General features: G+C 61.0%; 16 protein-coding genes and 1 tRNA gene. 5 read left to right on the forward strand and 12 right to left on the reverse strand.

The window, feature by feature from the left end; genetic code table 11:
• The first annotated feature begins 48 nt into the window (after nt 1–48).
• Nucleotides 49–1,716, forward strand: coding sequence for an ABC transporter substrate-binding protein (locus ABM428_RS14075; RefSeq protein ID WP_037941228.1), 1,668 nt, complete (start codon nt 49–51; stop codon nt 1,714–1,716).
• Nucleotides 1,717–1,793: 77 nt separating this feature from the next.
• On the opposite strand, the gene ABM428_RS14080 is transcribed toward ABM428_RS14075, so the two are convergent.
• The 5 genes from ABM428_RS14080 to hemE all read right to left on the reverse strand — a co-directional run bounded on the left by ABM428_RS14080 (nt 1,794) and on the right by hemE (nt 6,225).
• Nucleotides 1,794–3,110, reverse strand: a complete 1,317-nt coding sequence (locus tag ABM428_RS14080; RefSeq protein WP_306285167.1) for a TRAP transporter large permease — start codon at nt 3,108–3,110, stop codon at nt 1,794–1,796.
• Between the two features lies 1 nt (nt 3,111).
• Nucleotides 3,112–3,693, reverse strand: a complete 582-nt coding sequence (locus tag ABM428_RS14085; protein WP_005850008.1) for a TRAP transporter small permease — start codon at nt 3,691–3,693, stop codon at nt 3,112–3,114.
• Nucleotides 3,694–3,788: 95 nt separating this feature from the next.
• The gene (locus tag ABM428_RS14090; RefSeq protein WP_037941222.1) at nt 3,789–4,823 is read right to left on the reverse strand and encodes a TRAP transporter substrate-binding protein; all 1,035 of its coding nucleotides are present in this window, start codon (nt 4,821–4,823) and stop codon (nt 3,789–3,791) included.
• Nucleotides 4,824–5,036: 213 nt separating this feature from the next.
• Nucleotides 5,037–5,113, reverse strand: a tRNA-Met gene (locus ABM428_RS14095).
• Nucleotides 5,114–5,175: 62 nt separating this feature from the next.
• Complete coding sequence (gene hemE / locus ABM428_RS14100; RefSeq protein ID WP_353628018.1) at nt 5,176–6,225, reverse strand: uroporphyrinogen decarboxylase; 1,050 nt, start codon at nt 6,223–6,225, stop codon at nt 5,176–5,178.
• Between the two features lie 109 nt (nt 6,226–6,334).
• On the opposite strand from hemE, the gene hemC reads away from it, so the two are divergent.
• Both hemC and ABM428_RS14110 read left to right on the forward strand, forming a co-directional pair.
• Complete coding sequence (gene hemC, locus ABM428_RS14105) at nt 6,335–7,288, forward strand: hydroxymethylbilane synthase (protein WP_005850014.1); 954 nt, start codon at nt 6,335–6,337, stop codon at nt 7,286–7,288.
• 102 nt (nt 7,289–7,390) lie between these two features.
• Nucleotides 7,391–7,957, forward strand: coding sequence for a fasciclin domain-containing protein (locus ABM428_RS14110; protein WP_037941218.1), 567 nt, complete (start codon nt 7,391–7,393; stop codon nt 7,955–7,957).
• Nucleotides 7,958–8,064: 107 nt separating this feature from the next.
• Here ABM428_RS14110 and hemF read toward each other — a convergent pair whose 3' ends face one another.
• Genes hemF through clpS form a run of 4 tightly spaced genes read right to left on the reverse strand, consistent with a single transcriptional unit; the run spans nt 8,065 to nt 11,153 of the window.
• Complete coding sequence (gene hemF, locus ABM428_RS14115; RefSeq protein ID WP_132998174.1) at nt 8,065–8,958, reverse strand: oxygen-dependent coproporphyrinogen oxidase; 894 nt, start codon at nt 8,956–8,958, stop codon at nt 8,065–8,067.
• A gap of 27 nt (nt 8,959–8,985) precedes the next feature.
• Complete coding sequence (locus ABM428_RS14120; protein ID WP_005850022.1) at nt 8,986–9,786, reverse strand: SDR family NAD(P)-dependent oxidoreductase; 801 nt, start codon at nt 9,784–9,786, stop codon at nt 8,986–8,988.
• A gap of 29 nt (nt 9,787–9,815) precedes the next feature.
• Nucleotides 9,816–10,808 carry a class I SAM-dependent methyltransferase gene (locus tag ABM428_RS14125; RefSeq protein ID WP_005850024.1) on the reverse strand — a complete coding sequence of 331 codons (993 nt, stop codon included), beginning with the start codon at nt 10,806–10,808 and terminating at the stop codon, nt 9,816–9,818.
• Between the two features lie 3 nt (nt 10,809–10,811).
• Entirely contained in the window at nt 10,812–11,153 is a 342-nt protein-coding gene (clpS, locus tag ABM428_RS14130) for an ATP-dependent Clp protease adapter ClpS (protein WP_005850026.1), read from the reverse strand.
• 90 nt (nt 11,154–11,243) lie between these two features.
• Here clpS and ABM428_RS14135 point away from each other — a divergent pair, with 90 nt between their 5' ends.
• Nucleotides 11,244–11,936 carry an HAD family hydrolase gene (locus tag ABM428_RS14135; RefSeq protein WP_132998173.1) on the forward strand — a complete coding sequence of 231 codons (693 nt, stop codon included), beginning with the start codon at nt 11,244–11,246 and terminating at the stop codon, nt 11,934–11,936.
• A 245-nt stretch (nt 11,937–12,181) separates the two neighbouring features.
• On the forward strand, nt 12,182–13,690 hold the full coding sequence (locus ABM428_RS14140; RefSeq protein ID WP_289091072.1) for a D-alanyl-D-alanine carboxypeptidase family protein: 1,509 nt from the start codon (nt 12,182–12,184) through the stop codon (nt 13,688–13,690).
• Between the two features lie 11 nt (nt 13,691–13,701).
• Here the strand turns inward: ABM428_RS14140 and ABM428_RS14145 are convergent, their stop codons facing one another.
• From ABM428_RS14145 to ABM428_RS14155, 3 genes are read right to left on the reverse strand one after another with little or no spacing between them, the layout of a single operon-like run.
• Complete coding sequence (locus ABM428_RS14145; RefSeq protein WP_353628019.1) at nt 13,702–15,300, reverse strand: ABC transporter ATP-binding protein; 1,599 nt, start codon at nt 15,298–15,300, stop codon at nt 13,702–13,704.
• Nucleotides 15,297–16,403 (reverse strand): ABC transporter permease, encoded by a 1,107-nt coding sequence (locus ABM428_RS14150; protein WP_074637256.1) that lies wholly within the window; start codon nt 16,401–16,403, stop codon nt 15,297–15,299. The genes ABM428_RS14145 and ABM428_RS14150 overlap by 4 nt, the downstream gene beginning before the upstream one ends.
• A gap of 5 nt (nt 16,404–16,408) precedes the next feature.
• Nucleotides 16,409–17,497 (reverse strand): microcin C ABC transporter permease YejB, encoded by a 1,089-nt coding sequence (locus ABM428_RS14155; RefSeq protein WP_005850034.1) that lies wholly within the window; start codon nt 17,495–17,497, stop codon nt 16,409–16,411.
• Nucleotides 17,498–17,504 lie beyond the last annotated feature (7 nt).

The following is a 17,504-nucleotide window of genomic DNA, read 5'->3' on the forward strand; positions in this document are numbered from 1 at the left end:
ATCCGCCGCCCGAACCACAGGGGCAGCACCCGACCAGAGAGGAAGATCATGACGTTCTTAACCCGTACCGGCACCCCCTTACCCGCCGCCATCCACGCCTCTGCCGAAGCTGCCAAACGCGATCCGGTCAACCGACGCGAATTTCTGGCCCTCGCCAGCGCCTTTGGGGCCACGGCGACCACCGCCTATGCGATGATCGGCATGGCAGCGCCCGCACAAGCGGCCGCGCATAAATCCGGCGGCACCGTACGGATGCAGATGGAGGTCCGCGCGTTGAAAGACCCGCGCACCTACGACTGGTCGCAGATCGCCAACATCACCCGTGGCTGGCTTGAATATCTCGCGATCTGGGAGAATGACGGCACCTTCACCCCCGCATTGCTCGAAAGCTGGGAGATCAACGAAGACGCCACCGAATATGTGCTGAATGTGCGCAAAGGTGTGACGTGGAACGATGGCACGCCCTTCACCGCCAACGATGTGGCGCGCAATATCACGGGCTGGTGCGATAAATCGGTCGAGGGCAACTCGATGGCCGGGCGCTTTGCCACGCTGATCGACGAGGACTCCGGTCAGGCGATCGAAGGCGCGATCACCGTGGTGGATGACCATACGGTCAAGCTGTCGCTGCCCCGCCCCGACATCACCCTGATCCCCGGCATGGCCGATTATCCCGCGGCCATCGTCCCCGAAGGGTTTGATCCGGAAACCATGCTCGACAACCCTGTCGGCACCGGCGCCTACCTGCCTGAATCGGTCGAAGTCGGGATCAAGGCCGTGTTGGTCAAGAACCCCGACCACACGTGGTGGGGCACCGAGGTCTACGGCGGGCCCTATATCGACCGGCTGGAATACATCGACTACGGCACTGACCCTTCGGCCTTTGTCGCCGCCGCCGAAGCAGAAGAGATCGACGCCACCTATTCCATCGAGGGTGAATTCATCGACGTGTTCAGCACGCTGGACGGCTGGAACCAGAACGAAATCGCCACGGGTGCGACTATTGTGATCCGCCCCAACCAACTGGCCGAGGTGGATGGCAAGACACCCTATGCCGATGCGCGTGTCCGCCGGGCGCTGGCCATGGCGGTCGATAACGCCGTGCTGCTTGAACTGGGCTATGCCGGTCGCGGGCTGGTGGCCGAAAACCACCACGTCGGCCCGATGCACCCCGAATATGCCGAGCTCCCCCCGCGCGAGGCGGACCCCGAAGGTGCCCGCGCCCTGATGGAAGAAGCCGGCATGGCCGACTACGAGCATGAGCTGTTTTCGATCGACGATGCATGGCGCAAGGACACCACAGATGCGGTCGCCGCACAGTTGCGTGACGCTGGCATCAAGGTGAAACGCACGATCCTGCCGGGGTCGACCTTCTGGAACGACTGGACGAAATACCCCTTCTCCTCGACCAACTGGAACGCGCGTCCGCTGGGTGTGCAGATCTGGGCGCTGGCCTATCGCTCGGGCGAGGCATGGAACGAATTTGGCTGGTCCAACCCCGAATTCGACGCCCTCCTGACCGAGGCCCTCTCGGTCGCCGATGTCGAAAAACGTCGCGCTCTGATGGCCAAGGGCGAAGCGCTGATCCAGAACGAAGGCGTCACGATCCAGCCTTACTGGCGCTCGCTTTATAATCACACTCGCGAAGGGCTGGTCGGGGCCGGACACCACATCGGCTTTGAATACCACCCTGCGCGGATGGCCTGGACGTCGTAACCACCCGTTTGCCATTCCCAAAACAAAAGGGCCGCGTCAGACGCGGCCCTTTTTTCATGTCACAGCGCTGTGTCCCCTCAGGGCAGCAGGAACAGCGTAATCGCGGGGAACATCACCAGAATGATCACCCGCACGATGTCGGAGCCGACAAAATACATCACGGCCTTATAGGTCTCTGTCATCGGGGTTTCACGGTCCATCGAGTTGATGATGAACAGGTTCATCCCCACCGGTGGCGTGATCAGACCGACCTCGACCACGATCAGCACAAGGATGCCGAACCAGATCGCCAGATGCTCTGTGCTCATCCCGAAATCCATCGCCGAGATCACGGGGAAAAAGATCGGCACGGTCAGCAGGATCATCGACAGGCTGTCCATCAGACAGCCGAAAACGAGGTAGAAGACAAGGATCACGACCAGCACGAACCACGGGCTATAGCCCTGCCCCACGACCCAGTCAGCCATGAACTGCGGCACGCCCGACAGGGCCAGAAAGCCGTTATAGAACCCTGCCCCCAGCACGATGAAAAAGATCATCCCCGTGGTTTTCGCCGTGCCCATCAGGCTTTCGCGCAAGACCGTCCAGTTCAGACTGCCCGCCAGCAACGCCGCCAGACCAGTGCCAGCAGCGCCCACAGCCGCGCCTTCGGTCGGGGTGAACCACCCCAGATAGATGCCGCCCACGACGACGAAAAAGATCACCAGCACCGGCCATGTATTCGCCAGCGCCTTGAAGCGGTCCCCCATGGGCACCGCAGGGCGCACGCCCGCGGATTTGGGGTTCAGACGCACGTAGATCGAGATCGTGATAACATAGCCGATGGCCGCCAGCACACCGGGCAGGAAGGCCGCCAGAAACAGCTTGGCGATATTCTGTTCTGTCAGGATCGCATAGATCACCAGAATGACCGACGGCGGGATCAGGATGCCCAGTGTCCCCCCCGCGGCCAGTGTCGCGGTGGAAAACCCGCCGGAATAGCCATAGCGGCGCAGCTCGGGCAGCGCGACCTTCGACATGGTCGCCGCTGTCGCCAGCGAGCTGCCGCAAATCGCGCCAAAGCCCGCGCAGGCCCCCACGGCCGCCATCGCCACACCCCCGCGACGATGCCCCAGAAAGCTTTCTGCCGCTTTGAACAGGGCCTGGCTCATTCCCGATAGGGTCGCGAATTGGCCCATCAGCAGGAACATGGGAATGATGCTCAGCGAATAGCTGGAAAACGTCGTATAGGTCTCGGACTTGAGCTTTGACAGCAGCGGCGTGGGGTTACCCCCCATTGCCAGATACCAGCCGCCAAACCCGCACAGCAGCATCGCCAGCCCGATAGGGGCGCGCAGAAAGATCATCAGCAGCAGCACAGGAAAGGACCAGAAGCCCAGTTCTAGGTTGGTCATCTTAATGGGCCCCTTGTTCGCTGGGAAGAATATCGGTGCCGCGGATCGCCTCTATCACGCGGATCACGGCGCAATAGACGGACACAACGCTGGCAATCACGCCGGACGCAAAGCTGGCGGCATAGGCCCACCACACCGGAAATTGCAGGAACAATGTCGTCTCGCCATTGCCAAGATAGCGTTGCATCCCCTCGTAGAGACGCCAGATGATCAGCACGATCACCGCGGCCAGAACGACCTCCCAAAAGGCCATGATCCAGCGGTTCACCCGCGCCGGCAGGAAAGAGGTAAACACATCCACCGTGGCATGGGCGCCGTAATACTGGCAGATCGGCAGGAACGAGAAGATGGCGAAGGCGACCCCCGCCTCCAGCAATTCATAATTGCCGTTGATCTCGCCGATGCCCATGTCAATCAGCCCCTGCGACAGGCCGGTCAGCTTCTCCTGAAAGAAGGGGCTATGCAGCATCTTGTTGACCGTGCGCCCGATGATAGAGGCCGTGGTCATCAGCACCAGCGCCATCAGCACCAGCCCTCCGATCACGGCGGTAAAGCGGGCAAGAAAATATATCAGCCGACGCATGGTTCTCTCAATCTTGTCTAGGTATTTTGGGGTGTATCAAGCAATCAGGCCCGCGGCGCAGGAATGCACCGCGGGCCTGCTATCGTCGTCAGGGATTATTTGCCGTAGGCATCCATCAATTCACGCGCCTCATTGATCAGCGCCTGACCGTCGATGCCCTTGCTGTCCATATCGGCAATCCAGCTGTCGTAGATCGGCTGCGACGCATCGCGCCAGACCTGGGTCTCTTCTTCGTTCAGCTCGACAATGTTGTTGCCCAGATCAACCGCGACCTGACGCGCAGGGCCATCGGCATCCGCCTGCGTGCCCCCCGCAAAGACCGAGAATTCCAGACCGGAGTTTTCATCCAGAACCTTCTTCAGCTCATCCGACAATCCATCATAGCGGTCTTTGTTCATCGCCAGCACGAAGGTCAGCGTATAAAGTGCGGCACCGTCAAATTCGGTGTGGTTCTTCACCAGTTCCGGCACTTTCAACGATGGCGTCACTTCCCACGGGATCGTGGTGCCGTCGATCACGCCCTTGGACAGACCTTCGGGAATCGCCGGAACCGGCATGCCCACGGGCGTCGCGCCGGTAATCTCGAGCAGCTGGTTCACCAGACGCGACCCGCCGCGAATCTTCAGACCCTGCATATCGTCGGGCGACCGCACTTCGGTGTTGGTGTGCAGCATGCCGGGGCCGTGAACCCATGTGCCCAGAATATGTACGTCCTTGAACTCGGTGTCTTTCATGTGCTTTTCGAACATCTGCCAATAGGCAGAGCTCGCCGCGCGGGCGTCGGTGACCATAAAGGGCAGCTCGAACACTTCGGTCGTGGGATAGCGACCGGGGGTATAGCCCACCACGGTCCAGACGATATCGGCCACACCGTCAATCGCTTGGTCCATCAGCTCCGGTGGCTTCCCGCCTAGCTGCATGGAGGGGTAGCGTTCAATCTTGATCTTGTTGTCGCTGGCGGCTTCGACCTTATCGGCCCAGACATCCAGAATAAGTTTGGGCACATTGGCCTGTGGCGGCAGGAACTGGTGCATGCGCAGGGTAACCTCTTGCGCCATCGCGCCGGTCGCGCTCATGCCAACGGCAAGGGCCGCACCCGCGATCCCCATCAGGGTTCTTCTCATCATCATTCTAATCTCCCGTGTTCAGTCAAAACGGACCGCTCTGTTGCCGAGCAGTTCCGAGCCTTTAGCTGAGTGACACTCTGACACCAGCGACAGGGGATTATCAATCACCTCCGGTACAAGCAGATGAAAAACACGTAGCTCGGGAACACGACACACGACGGGCCATGCTGAACAACAGCTAACCTACAAAAGTCATATCTGTGCGGGGGGGGGAGATGGTGGCGTTACCTGGATTTGAACCAGGGACCTAACGATTATGAGTCGTTCGCTCTAACCAACTGAGCTATAACGCCATCGGCGCTCCGAGTATGACAGGCTTCGGCCCCCGTCAAGAGCCAAAGCCAATCTTATTTGATTATTCGCCCTCGCGCACCGTATCAATCATGCGCTGCACATTGTCAGGGTCGGCATCCGGCGTGATCCCGTGGCCTAGGTTAAAGATGTGCGGGCCCTTGGAGAAGGCTTTGACGATCTGGCGCGTCTCATCCACCAGCGCCTGCCCGCCGGTGACCATATGGATCGATGCAAGGTTGCCCTGCACGCAACCGTCCACCTGCACATGTTTGGCCGCCCAATCCGCCGAGATGGAATTATCCAGCGCCACACAATCCACCCCCGTCGCCTTGGCGAACCCGATGTATTTATCGCCGGCCTCGCGCGGGAAACCGATGATCGGGATACCGGGGTGGCGCTTCTTCAGCTCTTGCGTGATCTCGCGCGCAGGGGCCAGCGCGTATTTCTCGAAAGCATCGCCCGGCAGCGACCCCGCCCAGCTGTCAAAGATCTTCATCACCTCGGCGCCTGCGTCAATTTGCGCAGACATATATTCGATGGTTGCCTTGGTAATCAGGTCCAACAGCTTCTCGAACAGGGCGTTATCCTGGGTGCGCAGCAGATGCGCAGGCCCCTGATCCTTGGTCCCCTGCCCCGCGATCATATAGGTCGCGACAGTCCAGGGCGCACCGGCAAAGCCGATCAACGTCGTCTCGCGCGGCAGTTCACCGGCGAGGTTGCGCACCGTCTGATAGATCGGGTTCAACGTCTCGTGGATATCGCCCACGGGCCGCAGCTGGTCAAAATCCGCCTGTGTGGTGACCGTGGACAGGCGCGGCCCTTCGCCGGTGACAAACCACAGATCAGCGCCAAGCGCCTGCGGTACAAGCAAAATATCCGCAAATAGGATCGCCGCATCAAACCCGTAACGACGGATCGGCTGCAAGGTGACCTCGGTCGCCAGCTCGGGGTTGTAGCACAAAGACAGGAAATCCCCCGCCTGCGCCCGCGTCGCCTTATACTCGGGCAGATAGCGTCCGGCCTGCCGCATCATCCAGACCGGCGGCACCGGCAGCGTCTCTCCGGCCAATGAACGCAGAATGGTTTTGCTTTGCGTGTCGGTCTGCGGCATCGGGGATTCCTACTCTTCAATGGTTTTGTCTTAGGTCAAGATGTAGCGCCGCGATGTCAAGGCAATGGCACCGCTTGTCAGATCAAATCCACACCCCTAAAGAAGAGCCATGACTGTGAACCTGCCCACCCCCGAAAACCCCATGCGCATCGGCACCCGCGGCTCGCCACTGGCGATGGCCCAGGCCTATGAAACCCGCGCCCGTCTGGCCGCCGCGTTTGAAATTCCACAGGCGGCGTTTGAAATCGTCGTGATCAAAGTCACCGGCGATGTCATTCAGGATCGCCCGCTCAAGGACATCGGCGGCAAGGGCCTGTTCACCCGCGAAATCGAAGAAGACCTGCTGGCAGGCAAAATCGACATCGCTGTGCATTCGATGAAAGACATGCCCACGATCCAGCCGGGGGGCCTGCTGCTCGATACCTACCTGCCGCGCGAAGACCCGCGCGACGCCTTTGTCGCGCCCACCCTCTCGGCGCTGGACCAACTGGCCGAAGGCGCGGTCGTCGGCACCTCCAGCCTGCGCCGCCGTGCGCAGCTGCTGCACCAGCGTCCCGACCTGCAGGTCGTCGAATTCCGCGGCAATGTGCAGACGCGGCTGAAAAAGCTCGCCGATGGTGTGGCCGAATGTACCTTCCTCGCCGTGGCCGGTCTGAACCGTTTGGGCATGCAACACGTCCCCGCCACGCCGATCGACGACACGCTGATGCTGCCCGCGGTCGCGCAAGGGGCCATTGGCATCGAACGCCGCGCCGGAGACCTTGATACCGAAGCCATGCTCGCCGCGATCCACGACACCCCCACGGGCCAACGTCTGGCCGCCGAACGCGCCTTTCTGCTCACGCTTGACGGATCCTGCGAGACACCGATTGCCGGGCTGGCCACGCTGGACGGCGACACGCTCCACCTGCGCGGCCAAGTCCTGCGCCCCGACGGGTCAGAGGCGATTGCCGGCGACCGCAGCGGCCCTATTGCGCAAGGCGGTCAGATGGGCGTCGATCTGGCGCAGGACCTGCTGGCCCAAGCAGGCCCCGGCTTCTTCGACTGGCACGTCAAAGGATAACATCCAAAATAAATTCGCGCTCTGTTTGAAACTAAGCGCAGCATGGCCCCGTTGCTTCGGCATGATCAACAAATGATCACGATATAAACCGAGGAGAACACCATGACTTTCGCTAAAAAGATGATGACCGCAACCGCAGCTCTGGCCCTGACTGCTGGTGCGGCTTTCGCCGACGAGATGAAGAACCCCATGGTCGGTGGTGCTGAAATGTTCGCCGACAAGAACATCGTTGAAAACGCCGTGAACTCTGCCGACCACACCACATTGGTTGCCGCTGTGAAAGCTGCCGGTCTGGTTGATACCCTCGCAGGCGAAGGCCCCTTCACCGTGTTCGCCCCCACCAACGCCGGTTTCGACCGTCTTGAGCCAGGCACCGTCGAAATGCTGGTCAAGCCCGAGAACAAAGAACGTCTGACCGAAATCCTGACCTGCCACGTGGTCGGCAAGGCCGTGATGTCCGACGCGCTGCAGGGCATGATCAAGGACGACGGCGGTGAGCACCCCGTGCCGACACTGGGCGGCTGCACGCTGCAAGCCTCCTACGCCGATGATGGCCGCATGAAGCTGGTGGATGAAAACGGCAATGCCGCCTTCGTTGAGATCGCGGACGTCAAACAGTCCAACGGTGTGATCCACGTCATCAACGGCGTGATGCTGCCAAAGCAATAAGCTGATACCGGTTTAGACGAAAAGGCCCCCGACCTGCACGGTCGGGGGCCTTTTTCATTCCAAATGGCAGCTATCCCGGGGGAGCCCGCAGGGCGGGGGCTGGCCCCCTAGATCCACTTCGCCAAAGGCGGCAGGCTCATGAGAACCGCATTGGCGTCATGGCCGGTTTCCAGCCCGAATTTCGTACCGCGGTCATAGACAAGGTTATATTCCGCATAAAGCCCGCGATGCACCAACTGCGCCTCTTTATCCGCCTCTGACCAGTCTTGCGTGATCCGCTTTTGCACCAGCGGCAGATAGGCGGGCAGGAAGGCGCGGCCGATATCCTGCGTCAGGGCAAAATCCGCCTCCCAATCGCCTGTCGCGTGATCATCCATAAAGATACCGCCGACCCCGCGCGCGCGATGACGGTGCGGGATATAGAAGTACTCGTCCGCCCAGGCCTTAAGCCGCGGGTAGAGATCGCTGCCATGAGGGTCCAGATGCGCCTTTTGCACGGCGTGGAAATGCGCGGTGTCTTCGTCATATTCGATGCAGGGGTTCAGATCGGACCCGCCCCCGAACCAGCTGGCATGGGGGGTCCAGAACATGCGGGTGTTCATATGGACCGCCGGGGCATGGGGGTTCTGCATATGCGCGACCAGACTGATGCCCGACGCCCAGAACCGCGGGTCTTCGGCCATGCCGGGGATGCCCTTGCGCGCCGCCATCGCGACTTGCGCACGCTCTCCCAAGGTGCCGAACACCGTAGAGACGTTGACGCCGACCTTTTCGAACACACGCCCGCCACGCATCACGCTCATCAGACCGCCGCCCGCGTCACTGCCGTCGCCGCTGCTGCGTTTGGTCGGGGTCACCTCGAACGTGCCGGGCGCGGCATCAGACAGCGGGCCCTCGGCGTGGTCACGCTCCAGCGTCTCGAATGCCTCCACGATCTGGTCGCGCAGGCTGCGGAACCACTCAGCGGCGCGGGTCTTCTCCGCCTCGAAATCAACGGTCATGCGCAAAGCCTTTCGTTACTGCGTATTCTAGTGTGCCGGCGCGTCCACGGCGTCCAGCAAGGACCGCCCCCCGTCCACAACGATCACTTCGCCGGTCAGGAAACTGGAGCTGTCGGCGGCAAGATACTGGATCGTGTCGGCCAGCTCTGACGGCGAAGCGATGCGCCCCAGCGGTGTGTGGTTGCGGATGTCGTCGCGCCACTCGCGGTTCTCGGCGCAGGACGCTTTCAGCGACCCGCTCATCACCGACCCGAAGGCGACCGCGTTCACCCGGATGCGATGCGGTGCCAGCGTCAGCGCCATCGACCGCGTCATCTGCTCAAGCGCGGCCGCCGCCATGGAATAGGCCATCAACTCGGGCCGTGTGTGCCGCGAGGTGGTCGAGCTGAGGTTGACGATGCTGCCCACGCTGCCGTCTTCCTTGCCCTCGGACTGTTTAATCATGCGTTTGGCGACCTGCTGCGTCAGCTGCATCGCGGTCATCACGTTTTCCTGCCACAGGGTTTCAACGCTGGTATCATCACTGTCCAGCGCATCCGTCGGCAGGAACTGCCGCGACGCATTGACCAACACGTCGACCTCGTCAAAGGCGTCAATGGTGGCAGAGACGAGGTTCGCAATCGTCAGACGTTGCCGCAGATCGCCCGCGAAAAAGCGGATGTTGCCGTCGTCCTTGGCATCGCCCAGCTGTTCGACCAGCGCTTTCTCGTCGATGTCGGCACACATCACATTTGCGCCCTTGTCGGCGAATTGCCGGGCAATCGCCAAGCCGATGCCGTTCGCGGCCCCGGTGACGATGACGCTTTTGCCAGAGATTGAGAATGACATAAATCGTTCCTTAATCAGGCGCGGCCCGCCTATCGGCGTTTGCGCAAAGGCCGTGCCGCGTGAAACAGTTTGAACCGCGCATCGCCGCCGATTTCCTCGACATGGGCGAAACGGGTTTTCAGCTCTGCCTCATAGGGCAGATGACGGTTCGCGACCATCCACAGCTTGCCTTGCGGCGACAGGATGCGTGCTGCCGTGGCAACAAACGCCTGGCCGATCTGCGGTTCAGCCGCGCGACCGATGTGGAAGGGCGGGTTCATGATCACGCTGTCCATGCGGTGGGGCGGCTCCCAGCTTGTGGCATCCTCCCATGCAAAGGACGCGCGATCATCGGTGACATTGCGGCGCGCACATTCCAGCGCCATATGTCCCGCTTCAACAAGGTAAAGGTTCTTGATGTCAGGCCGTGTCAGCGCGTGGGCCGACAAAAAGCCCCAACCGGCCCCCAGATCGGCAACCTCCGACCCGAGCTTCTCGGGCAAGGCATCCACCAGCAGCGCCGAGGCCAGATCGACACCATCGGCGGAAAAGACCCCCGGCGCGGTCCAGAACCCGCCTTCGGTCAGCTCCGGCCCCTGACGCCAGTCGGAAAAGAACTCCGCCGCCGGTTCCGAGATCCAGAACATCTTGCCGTGAGCCTTCGAGATCGGGCCCTGCACGGTCACACGGTCGCGCATCTCGCGCAGGACACTATCGGCGCCGTCGGTCTTTTGCCCGTCGATCACAACGATCCCGTCGCATACCTCGCAGGCGGCGGCGATCACGGCGCGGGCTTCGGCCTTGGCGCGTGGCAGGCAGACGATACAGGCCGCATAGCGGTCCTTGATGGTGCGCACGACATCATAGCCGCGCGCGGCCCATGCGTCATAATCCGGTTTGAAATCATGGATAATCTGCACGCGGTCTTTGTCCAGACCTGGCAAATCACTGTCACGGGGGGGCTGAAAGACGGCAATCGTCCCTTCAGCTGGCAACTCAAGACCACCGCCGTCAAGCGCCAGTTGCAGACGTGCATCAATCACGTGTTATTCTTCTTTTTCCATGGTGCATTGCAGCGGGTGCTGGTGACGCCGGGCGAAATCCATCACCTGCGCGACTTTGGTTTCCGCGATCTCGTGGCTGAACACGCCCACGACCGCCAGCCCTTTTTTATGCACGGTCAACATGATCTCGAAGGCTTGGGCATGGTTCAGCCCGAAGAAGCGTTCAAGCACGATCACCACAAATTCCATCGGGGTGAAATCGTCGTTCAACAGCATCACCTTGTACAAAGGCGGCCGCTTGGTCTTTGGTTTGGTCTTGGTCAACAGATCGGTTTCGTCGTCGTCCCGGTCTTTGCCCGCCATCATAAGATCATCAAGGCGCATTGCTGCTCCTGCCTGAGAAGTCGTTTCAAGTGAGTCGTGTAGGCGTCTATATAACCCTAAAGCAGAATTAGAAAAGAGGGCGCGCCAAAGATGGGCAATCCGCTAACGACCATCGGTTTTGATGCCGATGACACTTTATGGCACAACGAACGCTTCTTTGCTTTGACACAGGTCAAATTCGCGGAACTTCTTGCCGATTACACCGACCGCGACAGCCTGATGGACCGGCTGCTGGAGGCAGAGCGGCGCAACATCCCCCACTACGGCTTTGGCATCAAAGGGTTCACCCTCTCGATGATCGAAACCGCGATAGAGATCACCGAGGGCCGCGTGCCGGCCGATGTCATCTCCGAACTGCTGGCGGCGGGGCGGGATATGCTGGCCCATCCGGTCGAACTGCTGCCCGATGTGCGCGAAACCCTCGAAACCCTGCAAGACGATTATCGGCTGGTGCTGGTGACCAAGGGCGATCTGCTGGATCAGGAACGCAAGCTCGCTGAATCCGGGCTGCGTGATATGTTCACCGCGATTGAAATCGTGTCGGACAAGACCCCGCAAACCTACCAGCGCATCTTTGATACCCACGGCGACGGCCCGGCCCGCGGCATGATGATCGGGAACTCCATGAAATCGGACGTGGTGCCGATGATCCACGCGGGCGGGCATGGCGTCTATATCCCCCACGGCGTCACCTGGGCGCTGGAGCATGCACCCGCCCCGAGTGATTCGCCCCGCTTCCACCAGATCACGCGCCTGTCCGAAGTGGCAGAACTGCTGCCCTGATCGCTGCTGTATTCTCGCCTTACCTTCGCTGCGTTGCCGCCCAACTCTCGCCACATTCCCGCCACAATCGCCCCTATAGTGGCGGAGTTTTGGGCACACGCTAAATGTGCTGCGCGGAAATCGCCGCTTTTCCGGGCTGCACCACATCGAACGCCTTTATCGAAAACACGTCCTATGGTAACCTTACCTTAATAATAATGGTCAGTTGAAAAATCGACGGCCGAGGCAGAGCAAAGGCAGTTATGATGAGAGTGCGGCGTGTGCAGCCAGCCCGGTATGGGCTATTTATTCTTGCGGCTATATGGATCTTGCTGATCCTGCCGCTCAGCGCAATGGCGGCCCCCTATGCCGCCTATGTGATCGACGCCCGAACCGGCGAAGTGTTGCACTCCCGAAACGCGGATACCCGTCTGCACCCGGCCTCCCTCACCAAAATGATGACACTTTATATCGCATTCGAGGCGATTAAACGCGGTGAGATCTCGCTCGACAGCAAGGTCAAGATCACCAGCCACGCGGCGTCCGAACCGCCCAGCAAATTGGGGCTGAAATCGGGCCAGACCATCGCCCTGCGCTACCTGATCCGCGCCGCGGCCGTCAAATCTGCCAATGACGCCGCCACCGCCATCGGGGAAGCCATCGAAGGGTCCGAAGCCAAGTTCGCCCGCCGCATGAACCGCACCGCCAAGGCGCTTGGCATGACCAACACCACCTTCAAGAACGCCCACGGCCTGACAGAATCCGGCCACATGTCGACCGCACATGACATGACCATCATGGGCCGCCACCTGCTGTATGATCACCCCGAATACTACAACCTGTTCTCGCGCATCACTGCCGATGCGGGCGTGCGCAAGGTCAGCCACACCAACCGTCGCTTCCTGTCGTCCTACAAAGGCGCCGACGGGATCAAGACCGGCTACACCCGCGCCGCTGGCTTCAACCTCACCGCCTCGGCCGAACGGGGCAATGAACGCATTATCGTGACCGTCTTCGGCGGCACCTCCACCAGCGCGCGGAACGCCAAAGTGGCCGAGCTGATGGATCTGGGCTTCCGCCGCGCCCCCTCCAGCGCACCGCTGAAAAAACCCTCCAAGCCCGCTTACGCCGATGTCGAAGATACGCCCGTCGCATCCGACGGGGCCGCGGGCAAGGTCATCCGCCTCGTGGGGGCCGTCACCACTTCCAAACGTCCCACATTGCGTCCGGGCCACCAGCCTCAGGTCGTGGTTGCCACCGCAGAGGTGCCCCAAGCGACCTCGCCGATCCTGAACTCGGACATCACCGCCGCGCTGAAAGAGGCGCAGAAAACCGCGCCGGCCGTCGTGGCAGAGGCCCCTGCCCCGACACCGGAACCCGCAGCAGAGGCGGAAACCCTGCTCGCCTCGGTCTCGGTCCGGCCCACGCTGCGCCCCTCGGCTGCCGCATCGCTGGTTGAAACCGCCGCGGTCAAACAGGTCACACCCAAAGCGCCCCCCGCCCCCGAGGTCATCACACGCGTGTCGACATCTGGTGGGCGTCACTGGGGCGTGAATGTGGGCCGCTACCCCAGCCGCTATGCCGCCGAGAAAGTGTTGCTGAAAACCGCATTGTCCGAAATCTCGACCCTCGACGGCAGCCTGCGCAAAGTCGTGCGTCGCCCGCAAGGGTTCGACGCCAACTTCCTTGGCATGACCCGCGAGACAGCCGATCTGGCCTGCCGCCGTCTGGTCGCCCGCAATGTGAACTGCTTTATGATCGGGCCAAGCTCTTAAGCTTGGCCTGCTCAGGTCGTCGCCTGTAGCAAGGTGCGCGTATAATCGGACTGCGGATTGTCATACAGCGTATCGACATCGCCGTATTCGACCACATCCCCCCGCTTCATCACCATCACTTTATGCGACATCGCGCGCACGACCTTCAGGTCGTGGCTGATGAACAGATAGGCCAGCCCGTATTTGCGCTGCAGATTGCGCAGCAGGTCCACGATTTGCACCTGCACGGTCATATCCAGCGCCGAGGTCGGCTCGTCCAGCACCAGCAGCTTGGGCCGCAGCACCATCGCCCGCGCAATCGCGATCCGCTGACGTTGCCCGCCGGAAAATTCGTGCGGATAGCGGTCCATCGTGGCCGGGTCCAAGCCCACCTCGATCATCACATCGCGTACCAGTTCGCGCTGATTGCGGTCGGGGTCCACCTTATGCACGCTCAGCCCTTCGGCGATGATCTGCATACAGGTCATCCGCGGCGACAGGCTGCCGAACGGATCCTGAAACACGATCTGCATATCCTTGCGCAACCGCCGTAACTGCCGCGTGGACCAACTGCGCACGTCCTGCCCCATAAAGCTGATCCCCCCTTCAGAGGAGATCAACCGCATGATCGCCAGTGCCAGCGTCGTCTTGCCCGACCCGGATTCACCCACGATACCAAGGGTTTCCCCCGCGCGCACCGACAGCGACGCGTCGTTTACCGCCTTCACGTGATCCACCGTCTTGCGCATGAACCCCTTCTGGATCGGGAACCAGACCTTCAGATGATCGGTGCTGGCGATCACCTCGGCATCGGGTGCAACCGGGTCCGGTCGGCCCGACGGCTCCGCCCCCAAAAGCTTGATCGTATAGGGGTGCTGCGGGTTGTCAAAAATCTCGTGCGTGGGACCGTGTTCGACAATCTCGCCCTGTTTCATCACGCAGACGCAATCGGCAATGCGGCGCACGATGCCCAGATCATGGGTGATGAACAGCAGGCCCATGCCCTCGCTATCTTTCAGCTCTTTCAGCAGGTCGAGTATCTGCGCTTGAATGGTCACGTCCAAGGCCGTGGTCGGTTCATCCGCGATCAGCACATCGGGCTTGTTGGCCAGCGCCATCGCGATCATCACCCGTTGCCGTTGCCCACCCGACAGCTGATGCGGGTAGGCCCCCAACCGGCTTTCCGCATCCACGATCCCGACCTTGTCCAGCAGTTCAAGGATACGCGCCCGCGCCTCGGCCCCTGCCACGCCCTGATGCAGCGCCAGAGATTCCGCCAGCTGCTTTTCGATCGTATGCAGCGGGTTCAGCGAGGTCATCGGCTCTTGAAAGATAAAGCTGATGTCATTGCCACGCACCTTGCGCAGCAGCTTGTCGCTCGCCCCGACCATCTGCTGCCCGTCATACAGCACCGACCCCGACACCTCGGCACTGTCGCCCAACAGCGATACGGTGCTCAGCGCCGATACGGATTTACCCGAGCCGGACTCCCCCACCAGCGCCACGGTCTCCCCGCGCTGCACGGCAAAGCTCACGCCCTTGACCGCATGGGTCAACGCGCCTTCCTGACGGAAGGAGACGCGCAGGTCATCCACTTGCAGCACCGCGGCGTTCTGGGTCGAAGGCGTCATGAGAACGTCTTTCTCGGGTCAAAGGCGTCGCGGATCCCTTCAAAGATAAAGATCAGCAGCGACAGCATGATGGCAAACGTGAAGAACGCGGTGAACGCCAGCCAGGGCGCTTGCAGGTTCTGCTTGGCTTGCAACGTCAGCTCGCCCAGGGACGGGGCCGACGACGGCAGGCCGAAGCCCAGAAAATCAAGGATCGCAAGCGTGCTGATCGTGCCGGTGATGATAAACGGCAGCATGGTCAGCATCGCGACCATCGCATTGGGCAGCATGTGGCGGAACATGATCGTCATATTCCCCACCCCAAGCGCGCGCGCCGCGCGCACATATTCAAGGTTCCGCGCGCGCAGGAATTCGGCCCGCACCACACCCACCAGCGATGTCCAACTGAACAGCACCAGCAAGAACACCAGCAGCCAGAAACTGCGCCCCAGAATGGCGAACATGATGATGATCACATAAAGCGACGGGGTCGAGGTCCAGATCTCGATCACGCGCTGGAAGATCAGATCCGTCCAGCCGCCAAAGAACCCCTGCACCGCCCCCGCGATGATCCCGATCAACGACGCGGCCCCCGTCACAATCAGGGTAAAGATGATCGACAGCCGGAAGCCATGAATGACCCGCGCCAGCACGTCACGTTTGGTGCCATCGGTGCCCAGCAGGTTCTGCCCGTTCGGCGGCAGCGGGGCCGCGCCGGGCCGGTCCACGGCGGTGTCAAAGCTATAGGGGATGGGCGGCCAGATCGACCAGCCCGCCGAAATCGGCTCGCCCGCGACCTCGCCATCCTGCGCGTCCTCGATGATCCCCTCGGGGTCGTCCAGACAGTCGATCAACCCGCCCGAGGCGATCAGACATTGCACTTCGGGGTCGCGGTACACCGCTTCGGTCAGGAAATCGCCGCCGAATTCGGTCTCGGGGTAGAACTTGAAGATCGGCATGTAATAGTCGCCGCGATAGTTCACGAGGATCGGTTTGTCGTTGGCCACAAATTCAGCGAACAGCGAGATTCCAAACAGGATCGCGAAAATCCAAAGGCTCCAATAGGCGCGGCGGTTACGGGTAAAGTTACGCCAGCGGCGTTGGTTCAGCGGGGATAGCGCCATCGGGTTCAGCCCTCGCGTTTCTCAAAGTCGATGCGCGGGTCGACGACCACATACATCAGGTCAGACAGGATACCGACCAGCAGACCGATAAGGCCAAAGATGAACAGCGTCCCGAAGACGATCGGATAATCCCGCGCGACCGCAGCCTCGAACCCCAGACGGCCCAGACCATCAAGGCTAAAGATCGTCTCGATGATCAGCGAGCCGCCAAAGAACACACCGATAAACACCGCTGGAAAGCCCGCGATCACGATCAGCATCGCGTTGCGGAATACGTGGCCGTACAACACCTTACGCTCTGATAGCCCCTTGGCCCGCGCCGTGACAACATATTGCTTCTTGATCTCGTCCAGAAAGCTGTTCTTGGTCAGCAACGTCAGCGTCGCAAAGGCCGAGATGGTCGAGGCCAGCACCGGCAGCGTGATGTGCCAGAAGTAATCCGCGACCTTGCCCAAGGGGCTCAGCTGGTCAAAATTATCCGAGGTGAGCCCCCGCAGCGGGAATATCTGCCAGTAGGACCCGCCCGCAAACAGCACCAGCAGCAGGATCGCGAACAGAAAGCCCGGGATCGCATAGGCGGCGATAATCGCGCCCGATGTCCATGTATCAAAGGCCGTGCCGTCCTTGACCGCCTTGCGGATGCCAAGGGGGATCGACACCAGATAGGCAATCAACGTGGACCACAGCCCCAGCGTGATGGACACCGGCAGCTTTTCCTTAATCAACTCGATCACGCTGATCGACCGGAAGTAGCTGTCGCCGAAATCGAACCGCATGTAGTTCCACAGCATGTTTACGAACCGCTCTACCGGCGGCTTGTCAAAGCCGAACTCTTTCTCAAGCTCTGCGATGAATTCGGGCGGCAGGCCCCGTGCACCAACGTAATTCTCGTTGCCGCCGGTATCTGCGGCATTCCCCGCATCCGATCCCCCGCCAGAGAACCCTTCGAACACGTCACCACCGCCCTGAATACGCGCGATCGCCTGCTCAACAGGGCCACCCGGCACAAACTGCACCAGTGCAAAGTTGATCAGCATGATCCCAAGCAAAGTCGGTATGATCAGCAACAGCCGTCGAAGAATATATGCGCCCATGGCCGGC

This window comes from Sulfitobacter sp. TCYB15 (genome assembly GCF_040435955.1).
GTDB classification, from domain to species: Bacteria; Pseudomonadota; Alphaproteobacteria; order Rhodobacterales; family Rhodobacteraceae; genus Sulfitobacter; species Sulfitobacter pontiacus.

Bases quoted from the DNA above. Each gene is read 5' to 3' on its own strand.
- hemC (WP_005850014.1), top strand. From the start codon at position 6,335: ATGACTGTGAACCTGCCCACCCCCGAAAACCCCATGCGCATCGGCACC.
- ABM428_RS14120 (WP_005850022.1), bottom strand. From the start codon at position 9,786: ATGTCATTCTCAATCTCTGGCAAAAGCGTCATCGTCACCGGGGCCGCG.
- ABM428_RS14150 (WP_074637256.1), bottom strand. From the start codon at position 16,403: ATGGCGCTATCCCCGCTGAACCAACGCCGCTGGCGTAACTTTACCCGT.
- ABM428_RS14110 (WP_037941218.1), top strand. From the start codon at position 7,391: ATGACTTTCGCTAAAAAGATGATGACCGCAACCGCAGCTCTGGCCCTG.
- hemF (WP_132998174.1), bottom strand. From the start codon at position 8,958: ATGACCGTTGATTTCGAGGCGGAGAAGACCCGCGCCGCTGAGTGGTTC.
- hemE (WP_353628018.1), bottom strand. From the start codon at position 6,225: ATGCCGCAGACCGACACGCAAAGCAAAACCATTCTGCGTTCATTGGCC.
- clpS (WP_005850026.1), bottom strand. From the start codon at position 11,153: ATGCGCCTTGATGATCTTATGATGGCGGGCAAAGACCGGGACGACGAC.
- ABM428_RS14080 (WP_306285167.1), bottom strand. From the start codon at position 3,110: ATGACCAACCTAGAACTGGGCTTCTGGTCCTTTCCTGTGCTGCTGCTG.
- ABM428_RS14090 (WP_037941222.1), bottom strand. From the start codon at position 4,823: ATGATGATGAGAAGAACCCTGATGGGGATCGCGGGTGCGGCCCTTGCC.
- ABM428_RS14085 (WP_005850008.1), bottom strand. From the start codon at position 3,693: ATGCGTCGGCTGATATATTTTCTTGCCCGCTTTACCGCCGTGATCGGA.
- ABM428_RS14145 (WP_353628019.1), bottom strand. From the start codon at position 15,300: ATGACGCCTTCGACCCAGAACGCCGCGGTGCTGCAAGTGGATGACCTG.
- ABM428_RS14155 (WP_005850034.1), bottom strand. From the start codon at position 17,497: ATGGGCGCATATATTCTTCGACGGCTGTTGCTGATCATACCGACTTTG.
- ABM428_RS14075 (WP_037941228.1), top strand. From the start codon at position 49: ATGACGTTCTTAACCCGTACCGGCACCCCCTTACCCGCCGCCATCCAC.
- ABM428_RS14135 (WP_132998173.1), top strand. From the start codon at position 11,244: ATGGGCAATCCGCTAACGACCATCGGTTTTGATGCCGATGACACTTTA.
- ABM428_RS14140 (WP_289091072.1), top strand. From the start codon at position 12,182: ATGAGAGTGCGGCGTGTGCAGCCAGCCCGGTATGGGCTATTTATTCTT.